Raw genomic sequence first — 22,802 nt, 5'->3', positions numbered from 1 at the left:
AGAACATGACATGTTGAAGCCAACGTACCCGTACTACCTTGCGAACGAACCGGTGGCGGCCAACACCGATCTCGAGGTGACCGACAAATACAGCGGCGAAGTCGCGACGCGTGTCGCGCTTGCCGACGCGCAGGCCATCGACAAGGCGATCTCGGCCGCCGTGGACGCGATGCCCGCGCTGCGCGCCTACCCGCCGTTCAAGCGGCAACTGGTGCTCGAGCATTGCGTGAAGCGCTTTCGCGAGCGCTACGACGAGCTCGCGATGGCGCTTTGCATAGAAGCCGGCAAGCCGATCAACGATTCGCGCGGCGAGGTCACGCGGCTCATCGATACATTCAAGGTCGCGGCCGAAGAGTCTGTCCGCATCGACGGCGAGATCATCAACCTCGAAATATCGCAGCGGGCGAAGGGTTATCACGGCTATGTGAAGCGTGTGCCGATCGGACCGTGCTCCTTCATCTCGCCGTTCAATTTCCCGCTCAACCTTGCCGCGCACAAAGTGGCGCCGGCGCTTGCGGCGGGGGTGTCGTTCGTGATGAAGCCGGCGAGCCGCGCGCCTATAGGCGCGCTCATCATTGCCGAGGTGCTGGCCGAGACGGATTTGCCGAAGGGCGCCTTTTCCGTGCTGCCCGCGCATCGCGACGGAGCAGACTTGTTTACGACCGACGAGCGCTTCAAGCTGCTTTCGTTCACGGGCTCGCCGGCCGTCGGCTGGGAACTCAAGAAAAAGGCGGGGAAGAAGAAAGTCATCCTCGAGCTCGGCGGCAATGCGGCCGCGATCGTCGACGGCGATCAGGGTGGCAAGCTCGACTACGTGGTGGACAGGCTCGCCTTCGGCGCGTTCTATCAATCGGGGCAAAGCTGTATCGGCGTGCAGCGGATTCTCATTCATGCGTCGCTCTACGACGCGCTGCGTGAGAAGCTGATCGCGAAGACGAAGTCCCTGAAAATGGGTGATCCCAAGGACGAGAAGACGTTCGTCGGGCCCATGATCTCCGAATCGGAGTCGCGGCGCCTTGCCGGCTGGATGGAGGGTGCGGTGCAAGCGGGAGCGAAAATCATCGCGGGTGGGAACGTGGACGGCGCGATGTTCGAAGCGACGCTGCTCGAAGGCGTCAAGCGCGATACCGATCTCTATCGGCGAGAGGCGTTCGGGCCCGTGGCGATCCTCGAGCGCTTCAGTGACTTCGAAGAGGCGCTCGCGGTCGTGAACAACAGCGACTTCGGGCTGCAGGCAGGGATTTTCACCGATTCGCTCACGCATGCGCATCGCGCGTGGGACGCGCTCGAGGTGGGCGGCGTCGTCATCAACGACGTGCCGTCGTTTCGCGTCGACAATATGCCGTACGGCGGCGTGAAGGATTCTGGGCTTGGCCGAGAGGGTATTCGCTATGCGATCGAGGATATGACTGAACTGCGACTGATGGTCGTGCGCGAGACGTGGTGAGACCGACGGGGGAGCTAAGCGCAGGTTGGAATGGGAACGGCGTGAGGCTCCTCCCGGTCATGGGCTTATCCGAATGGGCGATTTTGAGCTCGATTTACGGCAGATCGATCGACTAGGGTTTTGAGACAGATATGCTTCTGTCAACCATCGCCGAACGCTGCGGCGCCGATCTCTTGAAATTGAATTGTTCCAGCAATGACCGCACCGACGAAAGAAGATTTCCAACTCCTCCTGCGCCATTTGGACGATAGGTTGGAGGCGACCGCAAAGTTATTTGATGAAAGGCTCGATTCGCATAGGAAGCTGTTCGGTGAGCGCCTGCGCAGTGAGCGGGCTCTGTTCTTTCGGTGGCGCGAGGCACAGCAAAAGCTGATGAATGAAGGGAACGAACGTTTCGCGACAGCGATGAAGGAATTCCGCGACGAGTCGGCTTCCGCGCGGGCGGAGGCTCGCAGCGTCAAGACTGTCACGGTGACGACCGCCATAGCGGCAACTATCGCGACCGTCGGTGGCGTCGCGGCCTTCAACGCCACCGTGCTATCCAATATGGTCGCCTCGTTCGAGGCCGGCAAGAATATGGCGGCATCGCTTGCCGAAGCCACCGACGAGTTGAAACAGATCCAGCGTGATGTAACGAAGACTCGGCAGGAAGTGCAAGAGCTGGTAGAGAGCCTCAGAGGACATCCCCGATCCAATGAGCCGTAGCCCGGACGCGGTGGTAGCCGGAACGCCGTTCGCACGCACCACATGCCGGGCCTGTATGGGCCTACACAGGTTGCGTATCTGGCGCACAAAACTACACATTTTTTTGCGAAGGCGCAACGTGGTGTGTATAATTACACACGAGGCATGCGGAGGCGACCGATGAATTCATCAAGGCTGATCCGGATGCTCGAAGAGGGTGGCTGGGAACTGGTGCGCGTAACCGGCAGTCACCATCACTTTAAACACCCAAGAAAGCAGGGCCTTGTGACGGTGCCGCATCCGAATAAGGATCTGCCAATTGGGACTCTAAGAAGCATCCTGAAGGCCGCCGGTCTCGAGTGATCGGCGGTTTTTCGACAAAGGATGAATATGGTGCGTCGAGGGAGTAGCAACATGGAATTTCCCATCGCAATTCACAAGGACGATGGGAGCGTCTACGGAGTGACAGTACCGGATATTCCGGGCGTCCACTCTTGGGGCGATACCATCGATGAAGCAATGCGCAATGCGAGGGAGGCGATTGTTGGTCATGTATCAACGTTGGTAGAGCTCGGGGAGAGTGTCGATTTCACTTGCTCGACTGTGGAGGATCTAGCCGCAAAGCCGGAGTACGCCGGAGCCGTTTGGGCTTTGGTGGATGTTGACCTGTCAAAGCTGGATACGAAGCCGGAGCGGATCAACATTAGCATCCCTCGTTTTGTCTTACATAAGATCGATGCCTACGTCGAGGCTCGTCACGAAACCCGAAGCGGGTTTCTCGCGCGCGTGGCGTTAGAAGCATTGGCGCATCACTAGCGGGCTGGCAAAAGATGCTGTACAAGGCCCGCTTCGGCGGGCCTTTTCACATGTATGCGCCGACGATATGATGGTCTCTACCCGCAAGAGACGGCACTTTCCGAGAGAGATGGCGACGAAGCCGACCCGTCGGGCCGGCAAGAAGAGTTCGGCAACTGGCAAAGCCGAGCGGTGACAATAAGCCACGGCGCACGCTCCAAGCTGCGACGTCCCGCAACCATTGGAAGCGGCGCACTTGCACGGGCGCAACTGGCGAGACGGGCACAACCCGGCTGAGGACGGAATCCCGCTGCGTGTCGACCTGCATAGGGCATATGACCGCGGCTTGATGCAGTTCGATGACGAGCACAGACTGATTGCGGTCAGCCCGGACCTCCGCGGTCCGTACGGCCAGTACTTGCGCCGGCCTACATAAAAAGGGCCGGCGCCATGCCAGCCCTTGAATGCCGGCCCACGTCGACGTGTTGCTCTATGCGCGTCGCGCGTGCTCTAACCGATCTCCGAAAAACGATACAGCCCGATCGGCGTAAGCCGATCGGGCTGTTTCCGTCAGGCTGATCATCTCATTAACGCCCCGCGAGACGAATGTCCGCAGGGCCGTCAGAAGAAGTTCGGAGAAGCGTCGAAAGAATGTTGGTGGAGCCGGCGGGAATCGAACCCGCGTCCGCAAATAGTCCACAGCCAGTTCTACATACTTAGTTCTGTCATTTGATTTAACCGCACCGACGCGGACGAACACGCTTCGTTACGGCGAGTCGCTAGATTTTCGGCTCCGGCCTCGCGACGCTGCCGGAGATTAGCTGACGTGAATGACCTCGCTGGTCTTGCGACCCTAGCCCGTCAGCGAGCCAGTGCGAGGTTGGCGGGGTTTAAGCCGCCAATGCGTACGTTTCGTCGTTCGCAGTTACTTAAGTTCCCATTGATTTACGAGGTGACGGGTCCTCGGTATGCCCTGCACTGCTTCGTTATCCACGTCGAAACCAGGTCGGCCCCGGTCGAAGGGTGAATTATCCCACAGAACGCAAGATGGTGCGCCCCCTCGGGAATTCAAGAGCGCGGTGAGGAAAGCCGAGGGCCCTCGATCGCCGGCGTCTTCGGTTCAGGCGCGACAGTTGAGCCCGGCGAGTAGCCGCCGCAACTGAACCGGCGAGTCGACGATATGCTGCGCGTGCCACATCGCCGGCGGCAGGTCGGTGCCGCAATAGCCGTAGGCCGCCGCGACTGTCACCATGCCGGCGGCGAAGCCCGCCTGGACATCGCGCAGGTCGTCGCCTACATAGGCGACGATGTCGGGCCGCATCGCCAATACCTCCGCCGCGTGAAGCAGCGGGGCGGGATGGGGCTTCGCGTGAGGCGTCGTGTCGCCGGCAACGACGCAGTGCGCCCGGCTTGCGAGCCCCAGTCGTTCGACGAGCGGCATCGTCAGCCGACCGACCTTGTTCGTCACGATCCCCCAGCGGATATCGCGCGCGTCGAGCTCGTCGAGCAGTTCGGCGATGCCGGGAAAGAGCGTCGTCTCGATGCAGAGATCCGTCTCGTAATTGGCGAGAAACTCCTCGCGCATCGCCGGGAATTCTCGATGCTCGGGCCCGATCCCGAATGCCCCGCCGATGAGCCCGCGCGCACCTGCCGAAGCGAGCGGTCGCAACTGCTCGAGCGGCACCGTGTCGAGTCCGCGATCCGCGCGCATTTTGTTCGCGGCGGCCGCGAGATCGGGTGCCGTGTCGGCCAACGTGCCGTCCAGATCGAACAGAACGGCCCGGCAAAGATCGATGGGGCCGACGCCAAGGCGCGGATCGGGTTGGGGAATCGGTTGATTCATGGGAAGTAGGGCGTGAAAAGCGGGAAGGCGACGGCCGCCGGCTCGAGCCTGCGGCCACGCTTGTGCCTCAACCGTCGCGGCGGCAGGCAAACATATAGTTGTCGCTCGTATCGTCCGAGAGCCCGAAGCGCTTGCCGAGCGGCCGATACGTGATGCCTTTGAGGTCGGCAGCGGTGAGCCCCGCGGCCCGAGCGAAGGCCGCCAGCTCGGACGGGCGGATGAAACGCGCATAGTCGTGCGTGCCTTTCGGCAGCATCTGGGCGATGTATTCGGCGCCGATGACCGCGAAAAGGTACGCCTTGACGTTCCGGTTCAGCGTCGAGAAGAAGACCCATCCGCCCGGCTTGACGAGCGTGGCGGTGGCTTTCACGATCGCGGCCGGATCGGGCACGTGCTCGAGCATTTCCATGCACGTGACGACGTCGTAGCTCGCCGGCTCTCGCGCCGCGAGCGCCTCGGCCGAAATCTCCTCGTACTCGACGGAAACCCCGCTTTCGAGACTATGGAGATCGGCCACGCCGAGCGCTTCCGACGAAAGATCGATCCCTTTGACTTGCGCGCCGAGCCCCGCCATCGATTCGGACAGGATGCCGCCGCCGCAGCCGATATCGAGCACACGCTTGGCCGGAAGATGCGCATGGGCGTCGATCCAGCCTAGCCGAACGGGATTCAGCTCGTGCAGCGGCTTGAACTCCGCGTTCGGATCCCACCAGCGATGAGCGAGATCGCTGAATTTCTGGAGCTCATGGGGATCGGCGTTCGTCATAGGTTCGAAATGAGTCAAAGCCTGCGGTCAGTTCCGAGTATATCGAGGCTCGTGCGCTGACAAAAGCAAACCGGCGCTAACTGACGGCGCAACGGCGCCCACGCGCGGGAATGATCGGGAAAGCCGGCCCGGCGACGGTGGCCGGCAGAAAAAAACCCCGCCGAGGCGGGGTTTTGCCGCAAGACGCCCGCAAGGGCGCCATTGCTTCTATTATTACTGACCTTGCTGCACTTGCTTCGTGCCGACGACTTCGACTTCCACGCGGCGGTTCGGCTGCAGGCAGGCCTTCAGAGCGGCCGTGACCTTCTTGCCCGCGCATTCCTTGACCGGGTTGCGCTTGCCCTTGCCTTCCGTGTAGATCTTGTTCGCCGGGATACCCTTGCTGACCAGGTATGCCTTCACAGCTTGCGCACGACGCAGCGACAGACGGTCGTTGTACTTGTCCGAACCGATGCGGTCCGTGTAACCCGTGGCGACGACCACTTCCAGATTCGTGTTTTGCAGCTGGTTCGCCAGATCGTCGAGCTTGGCCTTGCCTTCCGGCTTCAGGACAGCCTTGTCGAAGTCGAACAGCGTGTCAGCCGAGAACGTGACCTTTTGGCTCGTAATGGCCGGCGGCGCGGGCGGCGGAGCGACCGGCGGCGTCGGGGCTTGCGCGACGAGAGCGCCGTCGCACTTGGCGTTCGCCGTTGCAGGCGTCCAGAAAGCATCGCGCCAGCAAAGCTCGTTCGTGCCGTTCATCCACACGTATTCGCCGGTGCCGTTGACCCAGTTGTCATTCGTGGCTTGTCGCGACGCCGGCACGGACTGTGCCGAAGCGGATGCAGCCATGACTGCGGTAGCTGCAATGAACGCGAGCTTTGAAAGTTTATTCATATTTCTCCTCTCGAAATTGAGATTACCGCAGGTTTACTGCGAGCTTTGATGACAAAGACTAGTCATACATTGCTCGAAGTATAACATCGGTGCAGCGCATGAAACGGGCGGCCATGCAGACACTTCGAGCAGCGTCTAGCCGAGTGCGTTGGCATTTTGCCATATCGTTCCCTTCTTACGAAAAAAAAGTTCCCCGACCTTGGGCCGTCTCATTCGAATGTGGTGCATCAGCAACAGCGAAGCAGGACGGGCGTTTGCGGCCGATGCGCGCGGGCACGCTCCGTGCCAGCGCGGAAGAAAATTCGACTCGCCGCGCACGCGCCGGGTGAGTCAAAACTTCCGACGGACCCACCGCGCGCCGTACCGGTGGTGGCTTGCAAAATGCCTCGACAACGCCTTCCCGACCTTCCTCAATGGGGGATACGTACCTGCCGCGGGCGGGCGTCTGCCGCGTGTTAGAATCGCGTGATGCCCGGCGCTCGCTTGGGCCGTGCGGGAACGAACCGGATTGAGGCGACTCGGGGCGGTCGGACAAAGGTCGGGGCATCCTGCCAGCCGCCGTCGAAACGCCTGTCCGGGCTCGTCCTCGCCTGAACAAGACACGGATAATGGATCAATTCGCCAAAGAGACTCTGCCCATCTCCCTCGAGGAGGAAATGCGCCGCTCGTACATCGAGTACGCGATGAGCGTCATCGTGGGGCGCGCGCTTCCCGACGTCCGAGACGGCCTGAAGCCCGTGCACCGGCGCGTCCTCTACGCGATGCACGAGCTCAACAACGACTGGAATCGCGCTTATAAGAAGTCGGCGCGTATCGTCGGCGACGTTATCGGTAAGTACCATCCGCACGGCGATCAGGCGGTCTACGACACGATCGTGCGCATGGCGCAGCACTTCTCGCTGCGCTACATGCTCGTCGACGGGCAGGGCAATTTCGGTTCGGTCGACGGCGACAACGCCGCGGCGATGCGCTACACCGAAATTCGCATGGCGAAGATCGGCCACGAGCTGCTCGCCGACATCGACAAGGAAACGGTCGACTTCGGACCGAACTACGACGGCAGCGAGAACGAGCCGCTGATTCTGCCCGCGCGCATTCCGAATCTGCTGATCAACGGCTCGTCGGGCATCGCGGTCGGGATGGCGACGAACATTCCGCCGCACAATCTCGGCGAGGTCGTCGACGCCTGCCAGCATCTTCTGAAGAATCCGGCCGCGGGCATCGACGAGCTCCTGGAAATCATCCCGGCGCCCGATTTCCCGACCGGCGGCATCATCTACGGCCTCGCCGGCGTGCGCGAGGGCTACCGCACGGGCCGCGGGCGCGTCGTGATGCGCGCGAAGACGCATTTCGAGGAGATCGACCGCGGCCAGCGCATGGCGATCATCGTCGACGAGCTCCCCTATCAGGTCAACAAGCGCTCGCTGCTCGAGCGCATTGCCGAGCTCGTCAACGAGAAGAAGCTCGAGGGCATTTCCGATATTCGCGACGAGTCCGACAAGAGCGGCATGCGCGTTGTGATCGAGCTCAAGCGCGGCGAGGTGCCCGAAGTCGTCCTCAATAATCTGTACAAGGCGACGCAGCTGCAGGATACGTTCGGCATCAATCTCGTCGCGCTCGTCGACAACCAGCCGAAGCTCCTCAATCTGAGGGAAATGCTCGAGGCGTTCCTCTCGCACCGGCGCGAGGTGCTCACGCGGCGCACCGTCTACGAGCTGCGCAAGGCGCGCGAGCGCGGCCACGTGCTCGAGGGCCTTGCGGTCGCGCTCGCGAACATCGACGAATTCATCGCCATCATCAAGGCGGCGCCCACGCCGCCGATCGCGAAGCAGGAGCTGATGGCACGCGCCTGGGATTCGTCGCTCGTGCGCGAGATGCTGACGCGCGCCGAAACCGACAATGCGGCGGCGGGCGGGCGCGAAGCCTACCGGCCCGAAGGGCTGAACCCGGCGTTCGGCATGCAGGGCGACGGGCTCTACAAGCTTTCCGATACGCAGGCGCAGGAAATTCTGCAGATGCGCCTGCAACGCCTCACGGGCCTCGAGCAGGACAAGATCATCGGCGAGTATCGCGAGGTGATGGCGCAGATCGCCGATCTGCTCGACATTCTCGCGCGCCCCGAGCGGATCACGACGATCATCGGCGACGAACTCGCCGCGGTGAAGGCCGAGTTCGGCGATGCGCGCCGATCGACGCTCGAGCTCAACGCAACCGAGCTCAACACCGAGGATCTGATTACGCCGCAGGACATGGTCGTCACGATGTCGCACGCGGGCTACGTGAAGTCGCAGCCGCTTTCCGAATATCGCGCGCAAAAGCGCGGCGGGCGCGGCAAGCAGGCCACGCAGATGAAGGAAGACGACTGGATCGACACGCTCTTCATCGCGAACACGCACGACCACATTCTCTGCTTCTCGAATCGCGGACGCGTCTATTGGGTGAAGGTCTACGAGGTGCCGCAAGGCTCGCGCAATTCGCGCGGGCGGCCGATCGTCAATATGTTCCCGCTGCAAGAAGGTGAAAAGATCAACGTCGTCTTGCCGGTCAAGGAATTTTCGGCCGACAAATTCGTTTTCATGACGACGTCACTCGGCACGGTGAAGAAGACGCCGCTCGAGGCTTTCAGCAGACCATTGCGCAAAGGTATTATTGCGGTCGGGCTCGACGAGGGCGATTATCTGATCGGCGCCGCGATCACGGACGGCCAGCACGATGTCATGCTGTTCTCCGACGCCGGCAAGGCGGTGCGCTTCGACGAGAACGACGTTCGTCCGATGGGCCGCGAGGCGCGCGGCGTGCGCGGCATGCAGCTCGAGGACGGGCAGCAGGTCATCGCGATGCTGGTCGCGGGCAGCGAGACGCAGTCGGTGCTGACGGCAACCGAGAACGGCTACGGCAAGCGCACGCCGATTGCCGAGTACACGCGGCACGGCCGCGGCACGAAGGGGATGATCGCGATCCAGACGTCGGAGCGCAATGGCAAGGTGGTCGCGGCAACGCTCGTCGACGCCGAGGACGAAATCATGCTGATCACGACGACGGGAGTGCTGATCCGCACGCGCGTCTCGGAGATCCGCGAGATGGGCCGCGCGACGCAGGGTGTTACACTCATCAGCCTTGACGAAGGCACGAAACTCTCCGGTCTTCAGAAGATCGCCGAAGCGGACGCGGATGGCGAAGTCGCCGAGGACGGCAACGGCGAGGGCGGCGAAGCCTGATCGACCCATGGATGGACGTCTCGCCGAACGGCGTTTTGCGCTCGGCGGACAGCACTCGGCCATGACGCGCGAATGGCGGGGGAGAGGGCCGCGCAGCGTAAGCTGCGAGCCACGCGCGCGAGATAATCGACTTATTTTTTAGAGGGAGTGAAGATGCAACGACGTTTCAAGCAATGGATGCTGCTGGCCGCCTTCGTGCCGACCTTCGCGATGGCGCAAGCGCTCCAGTCGCAGCAGTCGGCTCCGGCGGCGCCGGCACCGGCCGCCGATGCGAACGATCCGGCCAAGCAAGGCGCGATCAAGGAACTGCTTGCCGCGATCGACGCGCAAAAACTCGTCAGTGCGATCGGCAACAGCGCGCAGATGCAGGCGAAGCAGCTCGTCCCGGCGATTCTGTCGGACGCGCTGACCGAGAACAAGACGATGACGGACAAGCAGAAGCAGGCTGCCGTGCCCACGCTGCAGAAGAACGCGGTGCCGAAGCTCGTCGACTCGGCCGGCCAGGTTTTCGCGAGCGACCAGTTCCGCCAGGACGCGATGCAGGCTCAATATGAAGCCTACGCGAAGTACTATACGACGCAGGAAATCAAAGACCTGACGACGTTCTACAAGAGCCCGACCGGCCGCAAGTTCATCGAGGTGCAAGACCAGGTGGGTCGCGACGTCGTGAACGGCCTCATGCAGAAGTACATGCCGCAATCGATCAAGGCGACGCGCGACCAGGCCGACAAGGAAGTCGCGGGAGTCAAGCCGGCGGCCAAGTAAGCCCGGCGGCGAGCAGCATTGGCCGCTCTCGGGCGGCCGTGGCCGTGGCGGTAGCTGCGGCTGCGGGCTCGTTGCCCGGCGTGCCTCAGGCGCTCCGAACGGAGGTTTGGGCGCGAGGCAACAGGCGCGTTCCGTCGTCGTTTATACGGCACTGCGATAAAATGGTCGTTTGCGCGATATGCGCGGACGGCCATTTTTCTTTTTTCGACTGGGCCCGCCTCTCGTAGCCGGGCCTGTCGCCGCCAGGCCGTTCGCTTTCGCCGCAGCGCCTCACCATCGATCTCAGGGGTTTTTCACGATGCGCGTCTTCAACTTCGCTGCCGGTCCGGCCGCCATGCCGGAGGAGGTCCTGCGTCAAGCGGCCGAAGAAATGCTCGATTGGCGCGGCAGCGGCATGAGCGTGATGGAGATGAGCCATCGCGGGCGCGAGTTCATGTCGATCCACGAAGAGGCGCTGGGCGATCTGCGCGAGCTGCTCGAAGTGCCCGCGAGCCATCACATCCTTTTCATGCAGGGTGGCGGACTAGCCGAGAATGCGATCGTTCCGATGAACATGCTCGGCTCGCGCAAGACGGCCGATTTCGTCGTGACGGGCTCGTGGTCGAACAAATCGTTCAAGGAGGCGGCGAAGTACTGCACGCCGCACCTCGCCGCGAGCGGCGAGACGTCCGACGGCTTCACGCGCGCGCCGCGGCGCGCCGAATGGCAACTGTCCGACGATCCGGCTTACGTTCATCTCTGCACGAACGAGACGATCCACGGCGTCGAGACCTTCGACATCCCCGATCTCGGCGACATACCGCTCGTCGCGGATGTCTCCTCGCACGTGCTGTCGCGCCCGCTCGATGTCGCCAAGTTCGGCGTGCTGTTCGGCGGCGCGCAAAAGAACATCGGCATGGCGGGCGTGACGCTCGTCGTCGTGCGCGAGGACTTGCTCGAGCGGGCGCTGGCGATCTGCCCGTCGGCGTTCGAGTGGAAGACCGTCGCCGCGAACAACTCGATGTACAACACACCGCCCACCTACGCGATCTACATCGCGGGGCTCGTCTTCAAGTGGCTCAAGCGCCAGGGCGGCGTGCGGGCGATCGAGGCGCGCAACGTCGAGAAGTCGAAGCTCCTTTACGACACGATCGACGCCAGCGACTTTTATATCAACAAGGTTGAACGCGCTTCGCGTTCGCGGATGAACGTGCCGTTCTTTCTCGCGGACGAGTCGCGGAACGAAGATTTCCTTGCCGGCGCGAAAGCGCGCGGGCTGATGCAGCTGAAGGGCCACAAGTCCGTCGGCGGCATGCGGGCGTCGATTTACAACGCGGTGCCGCTCGAAGGCGTGAACGCGCTCGTCGAGTATATGAAGGAATTCGAAAAGGACCGCGCATGACGCGCGAAACCGGGCGCGCGCCGGATGCATCGCGTATCGATCGGCCGGATGGCCATCAACGCGAGGGCACCGGCCGCATGCCGACTTTCGACATGGCCGTTTCACGCATGGACGACGAACTGAATTCAAGATTGAAGCCGCTGCGCGACCGCATCGATGCGATCGACGAGCAGTTGATTGCGCTGCTCAACCAGCGCGCGGCGATCGCGCTCGAAGTGGGCGAGGTCAAGAAGGACTACAACGCACCGGTGTTTCGGCCCGAGCGCGAGCAGCAGGTCATCGCTCGTTTGCAGCAGATGAGCGGCGGGCCGCTCGCCGACGATCACATCGACGCCATCTGGCGCGAGATCATGGCGGCGAGTCGTGCGCTCGAGCGGCCGATTACCGCGGCGTTTCTCGGTCCGCTCGGCACCTATAGCGAAGAAGCGGTGCACGAGTATTTCGGGCATTCGATCGAGGGCGTGCCGTGCCTCACGATCGACGAGGTGTTTCGCGCCGTCGAAGCGGGAAGCGCGGAATACGGCGTCGTGCCCGTCGAGAACTCGAGCGAGGGAGCCGTCGCGCGTACGCTCGATCTGCTCTTGCAGTCGCAGCTTTTGATCGGGGGCGAAATCGTGCTGCCGATCCGCCACAACCTGCTCACGCAAGACGGCGGTGTGACCGGCATCACACGCGTATGCGCGCATGCGCAGTCGCTCGCGCAGTGCCAGCGCTGGCTCGCCGCGAATCTGCCGCATGTCGAGCGCCAGGCCGTGTCGAGCAACGCGGAAGGGGCGCGGCTGGCGGCGGAAGATCCCGGTGTCGCCGCCATCGCCGGCGAGCGCGCCGCCTCGCGTTATGGGCTGCAGATCGTCCATGCGGCGATTCAGGACGATCCGCACAACCGCACGCGTTTCGTCGTCATCGGCCGCGCGCCGGCCGGCGTGAGCGGCTACGACCTGACTTCGCTGATCGTCTCGGTCAAAAACGAGCCGGGTGCCGTCTTCAAGCTGCTCGAGCCCCTCGCGAAGCACGGCGTCTCGATGACGCGCTTCGAATCGCGGCCCGCGCGCATGGGGACGTGGGAGTACTACTTCTATATCGATGTCGAGGGCCATCGCGACGATGCGTCGGTGGCGGCGGCCCTCGCCGAGCTCGGGACAAAGGCGGCGTTCCTCAAAATTCTCGGCTCGTATCCGCGCTCGCGCTAAAGCGCGCGCCGCCGCCATCCACGATCCATTCCGTACTCAGTCGAGAGAGACGTTCGCCCTGGAGACATATATGACCATGCAATACGGCCCTTCCTACGTGCGCCAGATCGCGCCCTACATCGCCGGCAAGCCGATCTCCGAAGTCGCGCGCGAGTTCGGGCTCGACGAGGCGCGCATCGTGAAGCTCGCATCGAACGAGAATCCGCTCGGCATGCCCGACTCGGCGAAGGCCGCCATGGCGACGGCCGTGGCAGAGCTGGGTCGTTATCCTGATTCGAATGCGTTCGAGCTGAAAGAGGCGCTCGCCAAGCGATACGAGGTGCCGGCCGAGTGGATCACGCTCGGTAACGGCAGCAACGACATCCTCGAGCTTGCCGCGCATGCGTTCGTCGAAAAAGGGCAATCGATCGTCTACGCGCAGTACTCCTTCGCCGTTTATGCGCTTGCGACCCAAGGGCTCGGCGCACGCGCGATCGTGACGCCGGCCGTCAAGTACGGTCATGACCTCGATGCGATGCTGCGCTCGATCGAACCCGACACGCGCCTCATCTTCATCGCGAATCCGAACAACCCGACCGGCACGTTCATCGAAGGGCCCGCGCTCGAGGCGTTTCTCGAGAAGGTGCCGAAGAACGTCGTCGTCGTGCTCGACGAGGCCTACACCGAGTACCTGCCCGTCGAGAAGCGCTACGACTCGATCGCCTGGGTGCGCCGCTATTCGAACCTGCTGGTCTCGCGGACTTTTTCGAAGGCCTACGGCCTGGCCGGGCTGCGCGTCGGCTTTGCGATCGCGCAGCCTGAGCTGACCGATTTGCTGAACCGTCTGCGGCAGCCGTTCAACGTCAATACGATCGCGCAGGCCGCCGCCGTTGCCGCGCTCGGCGATCGCGCGTTCCTCGAAAAGAGCGCCGCGCTGAACGCGGCCGGCTATCGGCGCTTGACCGAGGCGTTCGACAAGCTCGGACTCGAGTACGTGCCATCGTTCGGCAACTTCGTGCTCGTGCGCGTCGGCAATGACGACGGCGCGGGCGCGCGCGTCAATCTCGCGCTGCTGAAGGCGGGCGTGATCGTGCGGCCCGTCGGCAACTACGGGTTGCCGCAGTGGCTGCGCGTGACCATCGGCCTGCCCGAGGAAAACGAGGCGTTCATCGCGGCGCTCGAGCAGGCACTCGCGGTGGGCTGAGCCGTCGTGACTTCATTCACTTTCGAGAAACTCGTCATTTTCGGCGTCGGCCTGATCGGCGGCTCGCTCGCGCGCGCGTTGCGCGAAGGCGGGCGGGCGGCGGCGGGCGGCATCGTCGTCGGCGTCGGCCGCTCGCTCGCCACGGCCGAGCGGGCGAAGGCGCTCGGCGTCGTCGACGAGGTCGCGGCGCTCGACGACGACGACGCTTTGCGCCGCGCGCTTGGCGGGGCCGACCTCGTCCTCATCGCGGCGCCCGTCGCTCAGACCGAGCCGCTGCTCGCGCGGATCGCGCCGTTTCTCGGCGAGACGACGCTCGTCACCGATGCCGGCAGCACCAAAACGGACGTCGTGGCGGCCGCGCGCGCGGCGCTCGGCGCGTCGATCGCGCGGTTCATACCGGGTCATCCGATCGCGGGCCGCGAGTCGAGCGGCGTCGAGGCGGCGCTGCCCGATCTTTATGTCGGGCGCAACGTCGTGCTGTGCCCGCTCCCCGAGAACCGGTCCGCCGACGTCGCGCGCATCGAGGCGCTTTGGCGGGCCGCCGGCGCCGAAGTTCGGACGATGGAAGCCGCGCAGCACGACCGCGTGTTCGCGTCGGTCAGCCATCTGCCGCATCTGCTCTCGTTCGCGCTCGTCGAGCAGATTCTCGGCGAGCCCGACGCGGCGTTGAAGTTCTCGTTTGCCGCGGGGGGCTTTCGCGACTTTACGCGGATCGCGGCTTCGAGCCCCGAAATGTGGCGCGACGTTTGCTTGGCGAACCGGACTGCGCTGCTCGCCGAGCTCGACGGCTACGCGGCCGTGCTCGCGCGGCTGCGCGCGGCGATCGTGGCCGGCGACGGCGCCACGCTCGAAACTGTCTTCACCCGCTCGCGCGAGGCACGTGCCGCGTGGCAGGAGCGCGGCGCCCAGGCTTCCGGCCCGGCCGGCGATCTCGCCGCCAAATGAATCGATCCGGAACGATCCGGAGCAGACCCGAACAGGACCCGACAGATATGGACTTTCTCGACCTCGGACCGTATTCCCATGCCGAGGGCACCATCAGGCTGCCCGGCTCCAAGAGCATCTCCAACCGCGTGCTGCTGCTTGCCGCGCTCGCCGAGGGCGAAACGACGATCTCGAACCTGCTCGATTCCGACGATACGCGCGTCATGCTGGACGCGCTCGCGAAGCTCGGCGTTCGATTCGTGCGCGAAGGCGACACCTGTGCCGTAACGGGCACGCGCGGCGCATTCACGGCGAAGTCGGCCGATCTCTTTCTCGGCAATGCGGGTACTGCGGTGCGGCCACTGACGGCCGCGCTCGCCGTCAATGGCGGCAACTATCGCGTATTCGGCGTGCCGCGCATGCATGAGCGGCCGATCGGCGACCTCGTCGATGGCTTGAGGCAGATCGGCGCGCGCATCGACTACGAAGAAAACGAAGGCTTTCCGCCGCTTCGGATCCGCCCGGCGGAGATTGCGGTCGACGGCCCGATCCGCGTGCGCGGCGACGTGTCGAGCCAGTTCCTGACGGCACTGTTGATGACGCTGCCGCTCGTGCGTGCGAAGCGGCCGGCGGGCGATGCGGGCAACGCGCCCGAGGTCGCTTCAAGCGCAGGAGCGGGCGTCGGCGAGCGGGTCGACATGATCACGATCGAAGTCGACGGCGAGCTGATCTCGAAGCCCTACGTCGAGATCACGATGCGTTTGATGGAGCGCTTCGGCGTGATCGTCGAGCGTGACGGGTGGCGGTGTTTCCGCGTGCCGGCCGGCGTGCGCTACAAGTCGCCGGGCTCGATCATGGTCGAAGGCGATGCATCGTCGGCTTCGTATTTTCTCGCGGCCGGCGCGCTCGGCGGCGGCCCCGTCCGTGTCGAGGGCGTCGGGCGCGCGAGCATTCAGGGCGACGTCGAGTTCGCCGAGGCGCTTGCGCAAATGGGCGCCAACGTCTCGATGGGCGACGACTGGATCGAGGTGCGCGGCGTCGGCCACGACGACGGTCGGCTCCAGCCCGTCGACATGGACTGCAATCTGATTCCCGATGCGGCGATGACGCTCGCCGTCGCGGCGCTCTCCGCGCGCGGCGTCACGCGCTTGCGCAACATCGGCAGCTGGCGCGTCAAGGAGACGGACCGCATCGCGGCGATGGCGAACGAGTTGCGCAAGGTCGGCGCCACGATCGAGGAGGGGCCCGACTACATTGCCGTCAGGCCGCCCGCGGCACTCACGCCCAATGCGGCGATCGACACCTACGACGACCACCGGATGGCGATGTGCTTTTCGCTCGTGAGCCTCCTAGGTGTGCCGGTGCGGATCAACGATCCGAAGTGCGTCGCGAAGACCTTCCCCGACTACTTCGACCGCTTCAAGACGCTCGTCGCACCGTGACCGCCCGATGAAATCGACCCGTCCCTACCACCAGACTCCCGTCATCACGATCGACGGGCCGACCGCATCCGGCAAGGGCACGGTCGCCGCGCTCGTGGCGGCTCGGCTCGGCTTCCACCTGCTCGACAGCGGCGCGCTGTACCGGCTCGCCGCGCTCGCGAGCCTGCGCTACGACGTGGCGCCCGATGCGGCCGATGCCCTAGTGGCGCTCGTCGACGATCTCCACATCACGTTTCGGGAGGGGCTGGCCCAGCTCGACGGCGTCGACGTATCGGACGACATCCGCGCCGAGGCCATCGGCAACCGCGCTTCGGCGATTGCCGTGCACCAGCCGGTTCGGGCGGCGCTCGTGGCGCGCCAGCGCGCGTTTCGCAAGCAGCCGGGGCTCGTCGCCGACGGCCGCGACATGGGCACGGTGATCTTTCCCGACGCGGCGCTGAAGGTGTTCCTGACGGCGAGTGTCGAGGCACGCGCGGAGCGGCGGTATAAGCAATTGATCCAAAAAGGCTTTTCTGCTAATATGGATGACTTGCTCCGGGATTTGCGTGAGCGCGACGCGCGCGATACTAACCGCGCCGCCGCGCCGCTCAAGCCCGCTGCAGATGCGAAGCTGCTCGATACCTCCGCGCTTTCCATCGACGAAGCCGTCGATCAGGTGGTGCAGTGGTATGGGGCACAGTAGGTGTTTCGCGAGCGCGTCCGAAGTTGCCGGGAAGTCGATGCGGATGATGGCGGCCGAGGGCGCGAAAGCGTGAAACGTGGTGTTAACCCTTAACCCCGTATGGCGTTCGCCGTTGTGCGCGCCCCGGTTCGGTGCCCGCTCGCGATCGATTCGAGCGCGAGGCCGATTCCAGGCGCCTTGCGCGAAGCCATGCAAATACGATTTTTATGTCCGACCTGCAAACCTCCAACCCGAATACCGAATCTTTCGCGGCTCTGTTCGAAGAGTCGCTGACCAAGCAAGACATGCGCGCGGGCGAAGTCATCTCCGCCGAAGTCGTGCGCGTCGACCACAACTTCGTGGTCGTCAACGCGGGTCTCAAGTCCGAAGCCTACATTCCGATCGAGGAATTCCTGAACGATCAGGGCGAGGTGGAAGTGCAGGCGGGCGACTTCGTCTCGGTCGCGATCGACGCGCTCGAGAACGGCTATGGCGACACGATTCTGTCGCGCGACAAGGCGAAGCGCCTCGCTTCGTGGCTGTCGCTGGAAAAGGCGCTCGACAACAACGAGCTCGTCACCGGCACGATCACGGGCAAGGTGAAGGGCGGCATGACCGTCATGGTCAACGGTATCCGCGCGTTCCTGCCGGGCTCGCTCGTCGACACGCGCCCCGTCAAGGATACGACTCCTTACGAAGGCAAGACGCTCGAGTTCCGCGTCATCAAGCTCGATCGCAAGCGTAACAACGTCGTGCTCTCGCGCCGTGCCGTGATCGAGGCGACGCAAGGCGAAGAGCGCGCGAAGCTGCTCGAGACGCTGAAGGAAGGCGCGATCGTCAACGGCGTCGTCAAGAACATCACCGACTACGGCGCGTTCGTCGACCTCGGCGGGATCGACGGCCTGCTGCACATCACCGACATCGCATGGCGCCGCGTGCGTCACCCGAGCGAAGTCCTGTCCGTCGGCCAGGAAGTCACGGCGAAGATCCTCAAGTTCGATCAGGAAAAGAACCGCGTCTCGCTCGGCATCAAGCAGCTCGGCGACGATCCGTGGGAAGGCATCTCGCGCCGGTACCCGTCGGGCACGCGTCTTTTCGGCAAGGTCACGAACATCACTGACTACGGCGCGTTCGTCGAAGTCGAGTCGGGCATCGAAGGTCTCGTCCACGTTTCGGAAATGGACTGGACGAACAAGAACGTGGCACCTTCGAAGGTCGTTCAGCTCGGCGACGAAGTCGAAGTCATGGTGCTCGAGATCGACGAAGACCGTCGTCGTATCAGCCTCGGCATGAAGCAGTGCAAGCCGAATCCTTGGGACGACTTCAGCCGCAACTTCAAGAAGGGCGACCGGATCAGCGGCGCGATCAAGTCGATCACCGATTTCGGCGTCTTCATCGGCCTGCCTGGCGGCATCGACGGTCTCGTCCACCTGTCGGATCTCTCGTGGAGCGAGTCGGGAGAAGAAGCCGTCCGCAAGTACAAGAAGGGCGACGAAGTGGAAGCGGTCGTGCTCGGCATCGACGTCGAGAAGGAGCGCATTTCGCTCGGCATCAAGCAGCTCGAAGGCGATCCGTTCAGCAACTTCGTTGCGATGAACGACAAGGGCTCGATCGTCGACGGCACGGTCAAGTCGGTCGATGCCAAGGGCGCGGTGATCACGCTCACGGCTGACGTCGAAGGCTATCTGCGCGCGTCGGAAATCGCGCAGGACCGCGTCGAGGATGCCCGCAACGCGCTCAAGGACGGCGACAAGGTCAACGCGATGATCATCAACATCGATCGCAAGTCGCGCAGCATCAACCTGTCCATCAAGGCCAAGGATTCGGCCGAGCAACAAGAGGCGATGCGTGGTCTGCAAGCCGATACGAGCGCGGCGGCTTCGGGTACGACGAACCTCGGCGCGCTGTTGAAGGCCAAGCTCGACGGCCAGAATCAGTGAGCTCTTGAGAGGTCGGCCGCAGTATGACCAAATCCGAATTGGTCGCCCAGCTGGCAGCGCGATTTCCGCAACTCGTCTTGAAGGATGCGGATTTCGCGGTGAAAACGATGCTCGATGCGATGTCCGAGGCACTCGCCAAGGGTCATCGCATCGAAATTCGCGGCTTCGGCAGTTTCGGCCTCAATCGTCGTCCTTCCCGTGTGGGACGCAATCCGAAGTCCGGGGAGAAGGTGCTCGTGCCGGAAAAGCACGTGCCGCATTTCAAGCCCGGCAAGGAATTGCGGGAGCGGGTGGACCGTCGCGCAGGTGAGCCGCTGAAGGTCGCCGACGACGCTGACGATGCGTGAGCGCGCTGCGCCAAGCATCATCGTCGGCCGTAGTCGACTGCCGGCAACCGATCGAATGCGATCGATGGCAATGAAAAAAGCGCCCCAGGGCGCTTTTTTCATGGGCGACGGATACCGCGGTGAGGCAGCCGTCAGCCTTTCGCCGGCACGCATCACGCCCGACGAATGGGGCCTTTCCATTACAATACGGGGCGTTTCGCCAGGGCGGCGGCGCGCCCTGGGGCCGTTGCATTCCGAAGCTGCTCAGTCGGCTGCCTACCGCTGCGTCGATGGCCGTTCCGCGCGGCGCCGCCTTCGATTGAGCCTACCCTCAAGAGTGACCTATGAAAGTCATCGTCTGGTTGATCCGTGCGCTGGTCTTCGTGCTGCTGCTCGTGCTCGCGCTCGCGAACACGCAGAGCGCGACCTTGAATTTCCTCGCCGGATACGCCTGGCAGGCGCCGTTGATCTTGATCGGCCTCGCGTTTTTCGGCGTCGGTCTCCTTGCCGGGCTCGTTTCCGCGCTGCCGGCCGTGGTGCGGCTCCGGTTCGAGAACGGGCGGCTCAAGCGCGAACTGCGCACGGCGCGTGAAACGCCGGCTGCCGTCAGCGAGCCGCCGCTACCGCCCGTGGTCTGACGCTCGGCGCCCGCGAGCCCGCGGTCGTCCATCTTTCTCCTATCGTTTAACCGGCCAACGTCCACCCACGCATGGATCTCGATTTCTGGTGGCTGCTCATCATCCCGGTGGCGTTCGCGCTCGGCTGGATGGCGGCGCGCTACGACCTGAAAGCGCTGCTGTCCGAGAGCGCCAATCTGCCGCGGTCCTATTTTCGCGGCCTCAATTTTCTGCTCAACGAGCAGCCGGACCAGGCCATCGATGCATTCATCGAAGTCGTCAAGCTCGACCCGGAAACGATCGAGCTTCACTTCGCGCTCGGCAACCTGTTCCGGCGGCGCGGCGAAACCGACCGCGCGATCCGCATTCATCAGAACCTGTTGAGCCGCGCCGACTTGCCCGCCAACGAGCACAGTCACGCGCTGATCGAGCTCGGCCAGGACTTTCTGAAGGCAGGCCTGCTCGATCGTGCGGAAGAGACGTTCGCGCGGCTCGACAGCGGCGAGCATGCGCTCGCCGCGCAGCGGGCGCTGTTGACGATCTACGAAATCGAAAAGGAATGGCGCAAGGCCATCGAAACCGCCGCCAAGCTCGAGGCCATGGGCGCCCCATCGCTCGTCAAGGAGGTTGCCCAGTTTCGTTGCGAGCTGGCGCAGGAGGCGCTCAATCGGAAGAACGGCGCGCAAGCGGCGGACGAGCTCGCGTTGGCACTCGAGGCCAACCCGCAGAACGTTCGGGCGACGATATTGGCCGGCGACGTTGCCGCGGCCGCCGGTGAGCATGAGGCTGCGATCGCGGCCTGGCGCCGTGTCGAAGAGCAGAACGCCACGTATTTGCCGCTCGTGGCCGAGAAACTGATGAAGGCCTACACCGCGCTTTCGAGAGCGGACGAAGGCGCCGCGCTGCTGACGGAATACGTCAAGCGCTATGGATCGAGCGACCTGCTCGATATCGCTTACCCGCACGTCGCGGCGTTGCGCGGCGACGACGTCGCTCATACGTTGGCTCGCGAGCAGATGCGCGCATCGCCGAATCTAGCCGGCATGATGCGGCTCATCGAGGCGCAAATGGCGGCGGCCGAAGAGCCGCGCCGCAGCGAGCTCGAGCTGATTCGCATGCTGATCAAGCAGCGCACCAAAAATCTGCCACGATACACGTGCCAAAATTGCGGTTTCCGGGCGAGGCTTTTCTATTGGCAGTGCCCCGGCTGCAGCGGCTGGGAAACCTATGCGCCGCGCCGGGTCGAGCCGATCGCGACGCCGCAATGAAGTTGCTCGCCGGCTGCCGTTAGCGGCCGGCCCCAACCAGTGAACGTTTGAACGCTCATGAAAATCACCATCATCGGTACGGGTTACGTCGGTCTTGTCACGGGTGCCTGTCTTGCGGAAATCGGCAACGACGTCTTCTGTCTCGACGTCGATCCGCGCAAGATCGACATTCTCAATAACGGCGGCGTGCCGATCCACGAGCCGGGGCTTCGGGAAATCATCGCGCGCACGCGCGCTCACGGGCGCATCACGTTTTCGACGGACGTGAAAGCGAGCGTCGAGCATGGCGAGATCCAGTTCATCGCCGTCGGCACGCCGCCCGACGAGGACGGTTCTGCCGATCTGCAATATGTGCTCGAGGCGGCACGCAACATCGGCCGCTATATGAATGGCTTCAAGGTCATCGTCGACAAATCGACGGTGCCCGTCGGCACGGCCGAGCGCGTGCGTTCCGTCGTCATGGCCGAGCTGGAGGCGCGCGGCGCCGGCGGCAGCGACGCCCACTCGTTCTCCGTCGTTTCGAATCCCGAGTTTCTCAAGGAAGGCGCGGCGGTCGAGGACTTCATGCGGCCGGACCGCATCGTGATCGGCATCGACGACGACGAGCGGGGCCGGCTCGCGCGCGAGAAGATGAAGCGCCTCTATGCGCCTTTCAACCGCAATCACGAGCGCACGCTCTACATGGACGTCCGCTCGGCCGAGTTCACGAAGTATGCGGCCAACGCCATGCTGGCCACGCGAATCTCGTTCATGAACGAGATGTCGAATCTGGCCGACCGCGTCGGAGCCGACATTGAAGCCGTGCGACGCGGCATCGGCTCGGATCCGCGCATCGGCTATCACTTTCTCTACGCGGGCGTCGGCTACGGCGGCTCGTGTTTTCCGAAAGACGTGCAGGCGCTCGTGCGCACCGCGGGCGAGAATGGGCACCGACTGCGCATTCTTGAAGCGGTCGAGGACGTGAACCATGAGCAAAAGCAAGTGCTCGTGCAAAAGATCGAGAACGTGCTCGGCCGCGACCTGACGGGGCGCACGTTCGCCGTCTGGGGGTTGTCGTTCAAGCCGAACACCGACGACATGCGCGAGGCGCCGAGCCGGCGCGTGATTGCCGCGCTGCTCGCGCGCGGCGCTCGCGTGCGCGCCTACGATCCTGTTGCGCTCGATGAAGCGCGGCGCGTGTTCGCGCTCGATCTGGCTCATGAGCCCGATGCGCTCGCGCGGCTCTCGCTCGTGAGCTCGCAGGAAGAAGCGCTGCCGGATGCCGACGCGCTCGTGATCCTGACCGAATGGAAGGAGTTCAAGAGCCCCGATTTCATGCATATGACGTCGGTGCTGAAAAACTCCGTCATTTTCGACGGCCGCAATCTCTACGAACCGGAAGCGATGGCCGAGCTCGGCATCGACTACTACGCGATCGGGCGCCCTCATGTCCAAATCGACACCGCAATCCACTCCTCGACCGATCACGGCGCCTGA

General features: G+C 63.7%; 20 protein-coding genes, 1 other RNA gene and 1 pseudogene. 18 read left to right on the top strand and 4 right to left on the bottom strand.

Annotated features, from left to right (window positions below):
* Positions 1 to 10: 10 nt before the first annotated feature.
* The 5 genes and pseudogenes from B0G57_RS03015 to B0G57_RS32225 all read left to right on the top strand — a co-directional run.
* Positions 11 to 1,447 (top strand): aldehyde dehydrogenase family protein, encoded by a 1,437-nt coding sequence (locus B0G57_RS03015; RefSeq protein WP_018439116.1) that lies wholly within the window; start codon positions 11 to 13, stop codon positions 1,445 to 1,447.
* Between the two features lie 195 nt (positions 1,448 to 1,642).
* A complete protein-coding gene (locus tag B0G57_RS03010; RefSeq protein WP_018439115.1) occupies positions 1,643 to 2,152 on the top strand; it encodes a hypothetical protein in 510 nt (169 codons plus the stop codon).
* A 159-nt stretch (positions 2,153 to 2,311) separates the two neighbouring features.
* Positions 2,312 to 2,494 carry a type II toxin-antitoxin system HicA family toxin gene (locus B0G57_RS03005; protein ID WP_018439114.1) on the top strand — a complete coding sequence of 61 codons (183 nt, stop codon included), beginning with the start codon at positions 2,312 to 2,314 and terminating at the stop codon, positions 2,492 to 2,494.
* Between the two features lie 51 nt (positions 2,495 to 2,545).
* Positions 2,546 to 2,947, top strand: a complete 402-nt coding sequence (locus tag B0G57_RS03000; RefSeq protein ID WP_020566011.1) for a type II toxin-antitoxin system HicB family antitoxin — start codon at positions 2,546 to 2,548, stop codon at positions 2,945 to 2,947.
* Between the two features lie 214 nt (positions 2,948 to 3,161).
* Positions 3,162 to 3,362: pseudogene (locus B0G57_RS32225) on the top strand (HNH endonuclease); the annotation flags it as partial.
* A gap of 219 nt (positions 3,363 to 3,581) precedes the next feature.
* Here the strand turns inward: B0G57_RS32225 and ssrA are convergent.
* From ssrA to ompA, 4 genes are all read right to left on the bottom strand, one after another.
* Positions 3,582 to 3,940: a transfer-messenger RNA gene (gene ssrA, locus B0G57_RS02990) on the bottom strand.
* Between the two features lie 106 nt (positions 3,941 to 4,046).
* Positions 4,047 to 4,769, bottom strand: coding sequence for an HAD-IA family hydrolase (locus tag B0G57_RS02985; protein ID WP_018439111.1), 723 nt, complete (start codon positions 4,767 to 4,769; stop codon positions 4,047 to 4,049).
* Between the two features lie 67 nt (positions 4,770 to 4,836).
* Positions 4,837 to 5,535 carry a bifunctional 2-polyprenyl-6-hydroxyphenol methylase/3-demethylubiquinol 3-O-methyltransferase UbiG gene (gene ubiG / locus B0G57_RS02980; protein WP_018439110.1) on the bottom strand — a complete coding sequence of 233 codons (699 nt, stop codon included), beginning with the start codon at positions 5,533 to 5,535 and terminating at the stop codon, positions 4,837 to 4,839.
* Between the two features lie 213 nt (positions 5,536 to 5,748).
* Entirely contained in the window at positions 5,749 to 6,411 is a 663-nt protein-coding gene (ompA, locus tag B0G57_RS02975) for an outer membrane protein OmpA (RefSeq protein WP_018439109.1), read from the bottom strand.
* 608 nt (positions 6,412 to 7,019) lie between these two features.
* Here ompA and gyrA point away from each other — a divergent pair.
* The 13 genes from gyrA to B0G57_RS02910 all read left to right on the top strand — a co-directional run bounded on the left by gyrA (position 7,020) and on the right by B0G57_RS02910 (position 22,802).
* Complete coding sequence (gene gyrA / locus B0G57_RS02970) at positions 7,020 to 9,629, top strand: DNA gyrase subunit A (protein ID WP_018439107.1); 2,610 nt, start codon at positions 7,020 to 7,022, stop codon at positions 9,627 to 9,629.
* Positions 9,630 to 9,782: 153 nt separating this feature from the next.
* On the top strand, positions 9,783 to 10,394 hold the full coding sequence (locus tag B0G57_RS02965) for a DUF2059 domain-containing protein (RefSeq protein ID WP_018439106.1): 612 nt from the start codon (positions 9,783 to 9,785) through the stop codon (positions 10,392 to 10,394).
* A 298-nt stretch (positions 10,395 to 10,692) separates the two neighbouring features.
* Positions 10,693 to 11,775 (top strand): 3-phosphoserine/phosphohydroxythreonine transaminase, encoded by a 1,083-nt coding sequence (serC, locus tag B0G57_RS02960; protein WP_018439105.1) that lies wholly within the window; start codon positions 10,693 to 10,695, stop codon positions 11,773 to 11,775.
* Positions 11,776 to 11,882: 107 nt separating this feature from the next.
* Positions 11,883 to 12,965, top strand: a complete 1,083-nt coding sequence (gene pheA / locus B0G57_RS02955; RefSeq protein ID WP_026229374.1) for a prephenate dehydratase — start codon at positions 11,883 to 11,885, stop codon at positions 12,963 to 12,965.
* A 70-nt stretch (positions 12,966 to 13,035) separates the two neighbouring features.
* Positions 13,036 to 14,148, top strand: a complete 1,113-nt coding sequence (hisC, locus tag B0G57_RS02950; protein WP_018439103.1) for a histidinol-phosphate transaminase — start codon at positions 13,036 to 13,038, stop codon at positions 14,146 to 14,148.
* Positions 14,149 to 14,154: 6 nt separating this feature from the next.
* Entirely contained in the window at positions 14,155 to 15,093 is a 939-nt protein-coding gene (locus B0G57_RS02945) for a prephenate dehydrogenase (protein ID WP_018439102.1), read from the top strand.
* Between the two features lie 47 nt (positions 15,094 to 15,140).
* Positions 15,141 to 16,514 carry a 3-phosphoshikimate 1-carboxyvinyltransferase gene (locus B0G57_RS02940; protein WP_018439101.1) on the top strand — a complete coding sequence of 458 codons (1,374 nt, stop codon included), beginning with the start codon at positions 15,141 to 15,143 and terminating at the stop codon, positions 16,512 to 16,514.
* A 7-nt stretch (positions 16,515 to 16,521) separates the two neighbouring features.
* Positions 16,522 to 17,196: a (d)CMP kinase gene (cmk, locus tag B0G57_RS02935; protein WP_018439100.1), complete on the top strand. Its 675-nt coding sequence runs from the start codon at positions 16,522 to 16,524 to the stop codon at positions 17,194 to 17,196.
* Between the two features lie 206 nt (positions 17,197 to 17,402).
* A complete protein-coding gene (gene rpsA / locus B0G57_RS02930) occupies positions 17,403 to 19,115 on the top strand; it encodes a 30S ribosomal protein S1 (RefSeq protein WP_018439098.1) in 1,713 nt (570 codons plus the stop codon).
* A gap of 23 nt (positions 19,116 to 19,138) precedes the next feature.
* The gene (locus tag B0G57_RS02925; RefSeq protein ID WP_018439097.1) at positions 19,139 to 19,462 is read left to right on the top strand and encodes an integration host factor subunit beta; all 324 of its coding nucleotides are present in this window, start codon (positions 19,139 to 19,141) and stop codon (positions 19,460 to 19,462) included.
* 323 nt (positions 19,463 to 19,785) lie between these two features.
* Positions 19,786 to 20,079 (top strand): LapA family protein, encoded by a 294-nt coding sequence (locus tag B0G57_RS02920; protein WP_018439096.1) that lies wholly within the window; start codon positions 19,786 to 19,788, stop codon positions 20,077 to 20,079.
* Positions 20,080 to 20,150: 71 nt separating this feature from the next.
* A complete protein-coding gene (gene lapB / locus B0G57_RS02915) occupies positions 20,151 to 21,326 on the top strand; it encodes a lipopolysaccharide assembly protein LapB (protein ID WP_018439095.1) in 1,176 nt (391 codons plus the stop codon).
* Positions 21,327 to 21,383: 57 nt separating this feature from the next.
* Complete coding sequence (locus B0G57_RS02910; RefSeq protein WP_018439094.1) at positions 21,384 to 22,802, top strand: UDP-glucose dehydrogenase family protein; 1,419 nt, start codon at positions 21,384 to 21,386, stop codon at positions 22,800 to 22,802.

The sequence above is a fragment of the Trinickia symbiotica genome, from assembly GCF_002934455.1.
Taxonomy (GTDB): domain Bacteria; phylum Pseudomonadota; class Gammaproteobacteria; order Burkholderiales; family Burkholderiaceae; genus Trinickia; species Trinickia symbiotica.
This window is presented reverse-complemented; position numbering and strand designations above follow the sequence as displayed.

What these genes read in the sequence shown, in the direction of transcription:
- B0G57_RS03015 (WP_018439116.1), top strand. Translation starts at nt 11, where the DNA reads ATGTTGAAGCCAACGTACCCGTACTACCTTGCGAACGAACCGGTGGCG.
- B0G57_RS03010 (WP_018439115.1), top strand. Translation starts at nt 1,643, where the DNA reads ATGACCGCACCGACGAAAGAAGATTTCCAACTCCTCCTGCGCCATTTG.
- B0G57_RS03005 (WP_018439114.1), top strand. Translation starts at nt 2,312, where the DNA reads ATGAATTCATCAAGGCTGATCCGGATGCTCGAAGAGGGTGGCTGGGAA.
- B0G57_RS03000 (WP_020566011.1), top strand. Translation starts at nt 2,546, where the DNA reads ATGGAATTTCCCATCGCAATTCACAAGGACGATGGGAGCGTCTACGGA.
- B0G57_RS02985 (WP_018439111.1), bottom strand. Translation starts at nt 4,769, where the DNA reads ATGAATCAACCGATTCCCCAACCCGATCCGCGCCTTGGCGTCGGCCCC.
- ubiG (WP_018439110.1), bottom strand. Translation starts at nt 5,535, where the DNA reads ATGACGAACGCCGATCCCCATGAGCTCCAGAAATTCAGCGATCTCGCT.
- ompA (WP_018439109.1), bottom strand. Translation starts at nt 6,411, where the DNA reads ATGAATAAACTTTCAAAGCTCGCGTTCATTGCAGCTACCGCAGTCATG.
- gyrA (WP_018439107.1), top strand. Translation starts at nt 7,020, where the DNA reads ATGGATCAATTCGCCAAAGAGACTCTGCCCATCTCCCTCGAGGAGGAA.
- B0G57_RS02965 (WP_018439106.1), top strand. Translation starts at nt 9,783, where the DNA reads ATGCAACGACGTTTCAAGCAATGGATGCTGCTGGCCGCCTTCGTGCCG.
- serC (WP_018439105.1), top strand. Translation starts at nt 10,693, where the DNA reads ATGCGCGTCTTCAACTTCGCTGCCGGTCCGGCCGCCATGCCGGAGGAG.
- pheA (WP_026229374.1), top strand. Translation starts at nt 11,883, where the DNA reads ATGGACGACGAACTGAATTCAAGATTGAAGCCGCTGCGCGACCGCATC.
- hisC (WP_018439103.1), top strand. Translation starts at nt 13,036, where the DNA reads ATGACCATGCAATACGGCCCTTCCTACGTGCGCCAGATCGCGCCCTAC.
- B0G57_RS02940 (WP_018439101.1), top strand. Translation starts at nt 15,141, where the DNA reads ATGGACTTTCTCGACCTCGGACCGTATTCCCATGCCGAGGGCACCATC.
- cmk (WP_018439100.1), top strand. Translation starts at nt 16,522, where the DNA reads ATGAAATCGACCCGTCCCTACCACCAGACTCCCGTCATCACGATCGAC.
- rpsA (WP_018439098.1), top strand. Translation starts at nt 17,403, where the DNA reads ATGTCCGACCTGCAAACCTCCAACCCGAATACCGAATCTTTCGCGGCT.
- B0G57_RS02925 (WP_018439097.1), top strand. Translation starts at nt 19,139, where the DNA reads ATGACCAAATCCGAATTGGTCGCCCAGCTGGCAGCGCGATTTCCGCAA.
- B0G57_RS02920 (WP_018439096.1), top strand. Translation starts at nt 19,786, where the DNA reads ATGAAAGTCATCGTCTGGTTGATCCGTGCGCTGGTCTTCGTGCTGCTG.
- lapB (WP_018439095.1), top strand. Translation starts at nt 20,151, where the DNA reads ATGGATCTCGATTTCTGGTGGCTGCTCATCATCCCGGTGGCGTTCGCG.
- B0G57_RS02910 (WP_018439094.1), top strand. Translation starts at nt 21,384, where the DNA reads ATGAAAATCACCATCATCGGTACGGGTTACGTCGGTCTTGTCACGGGT.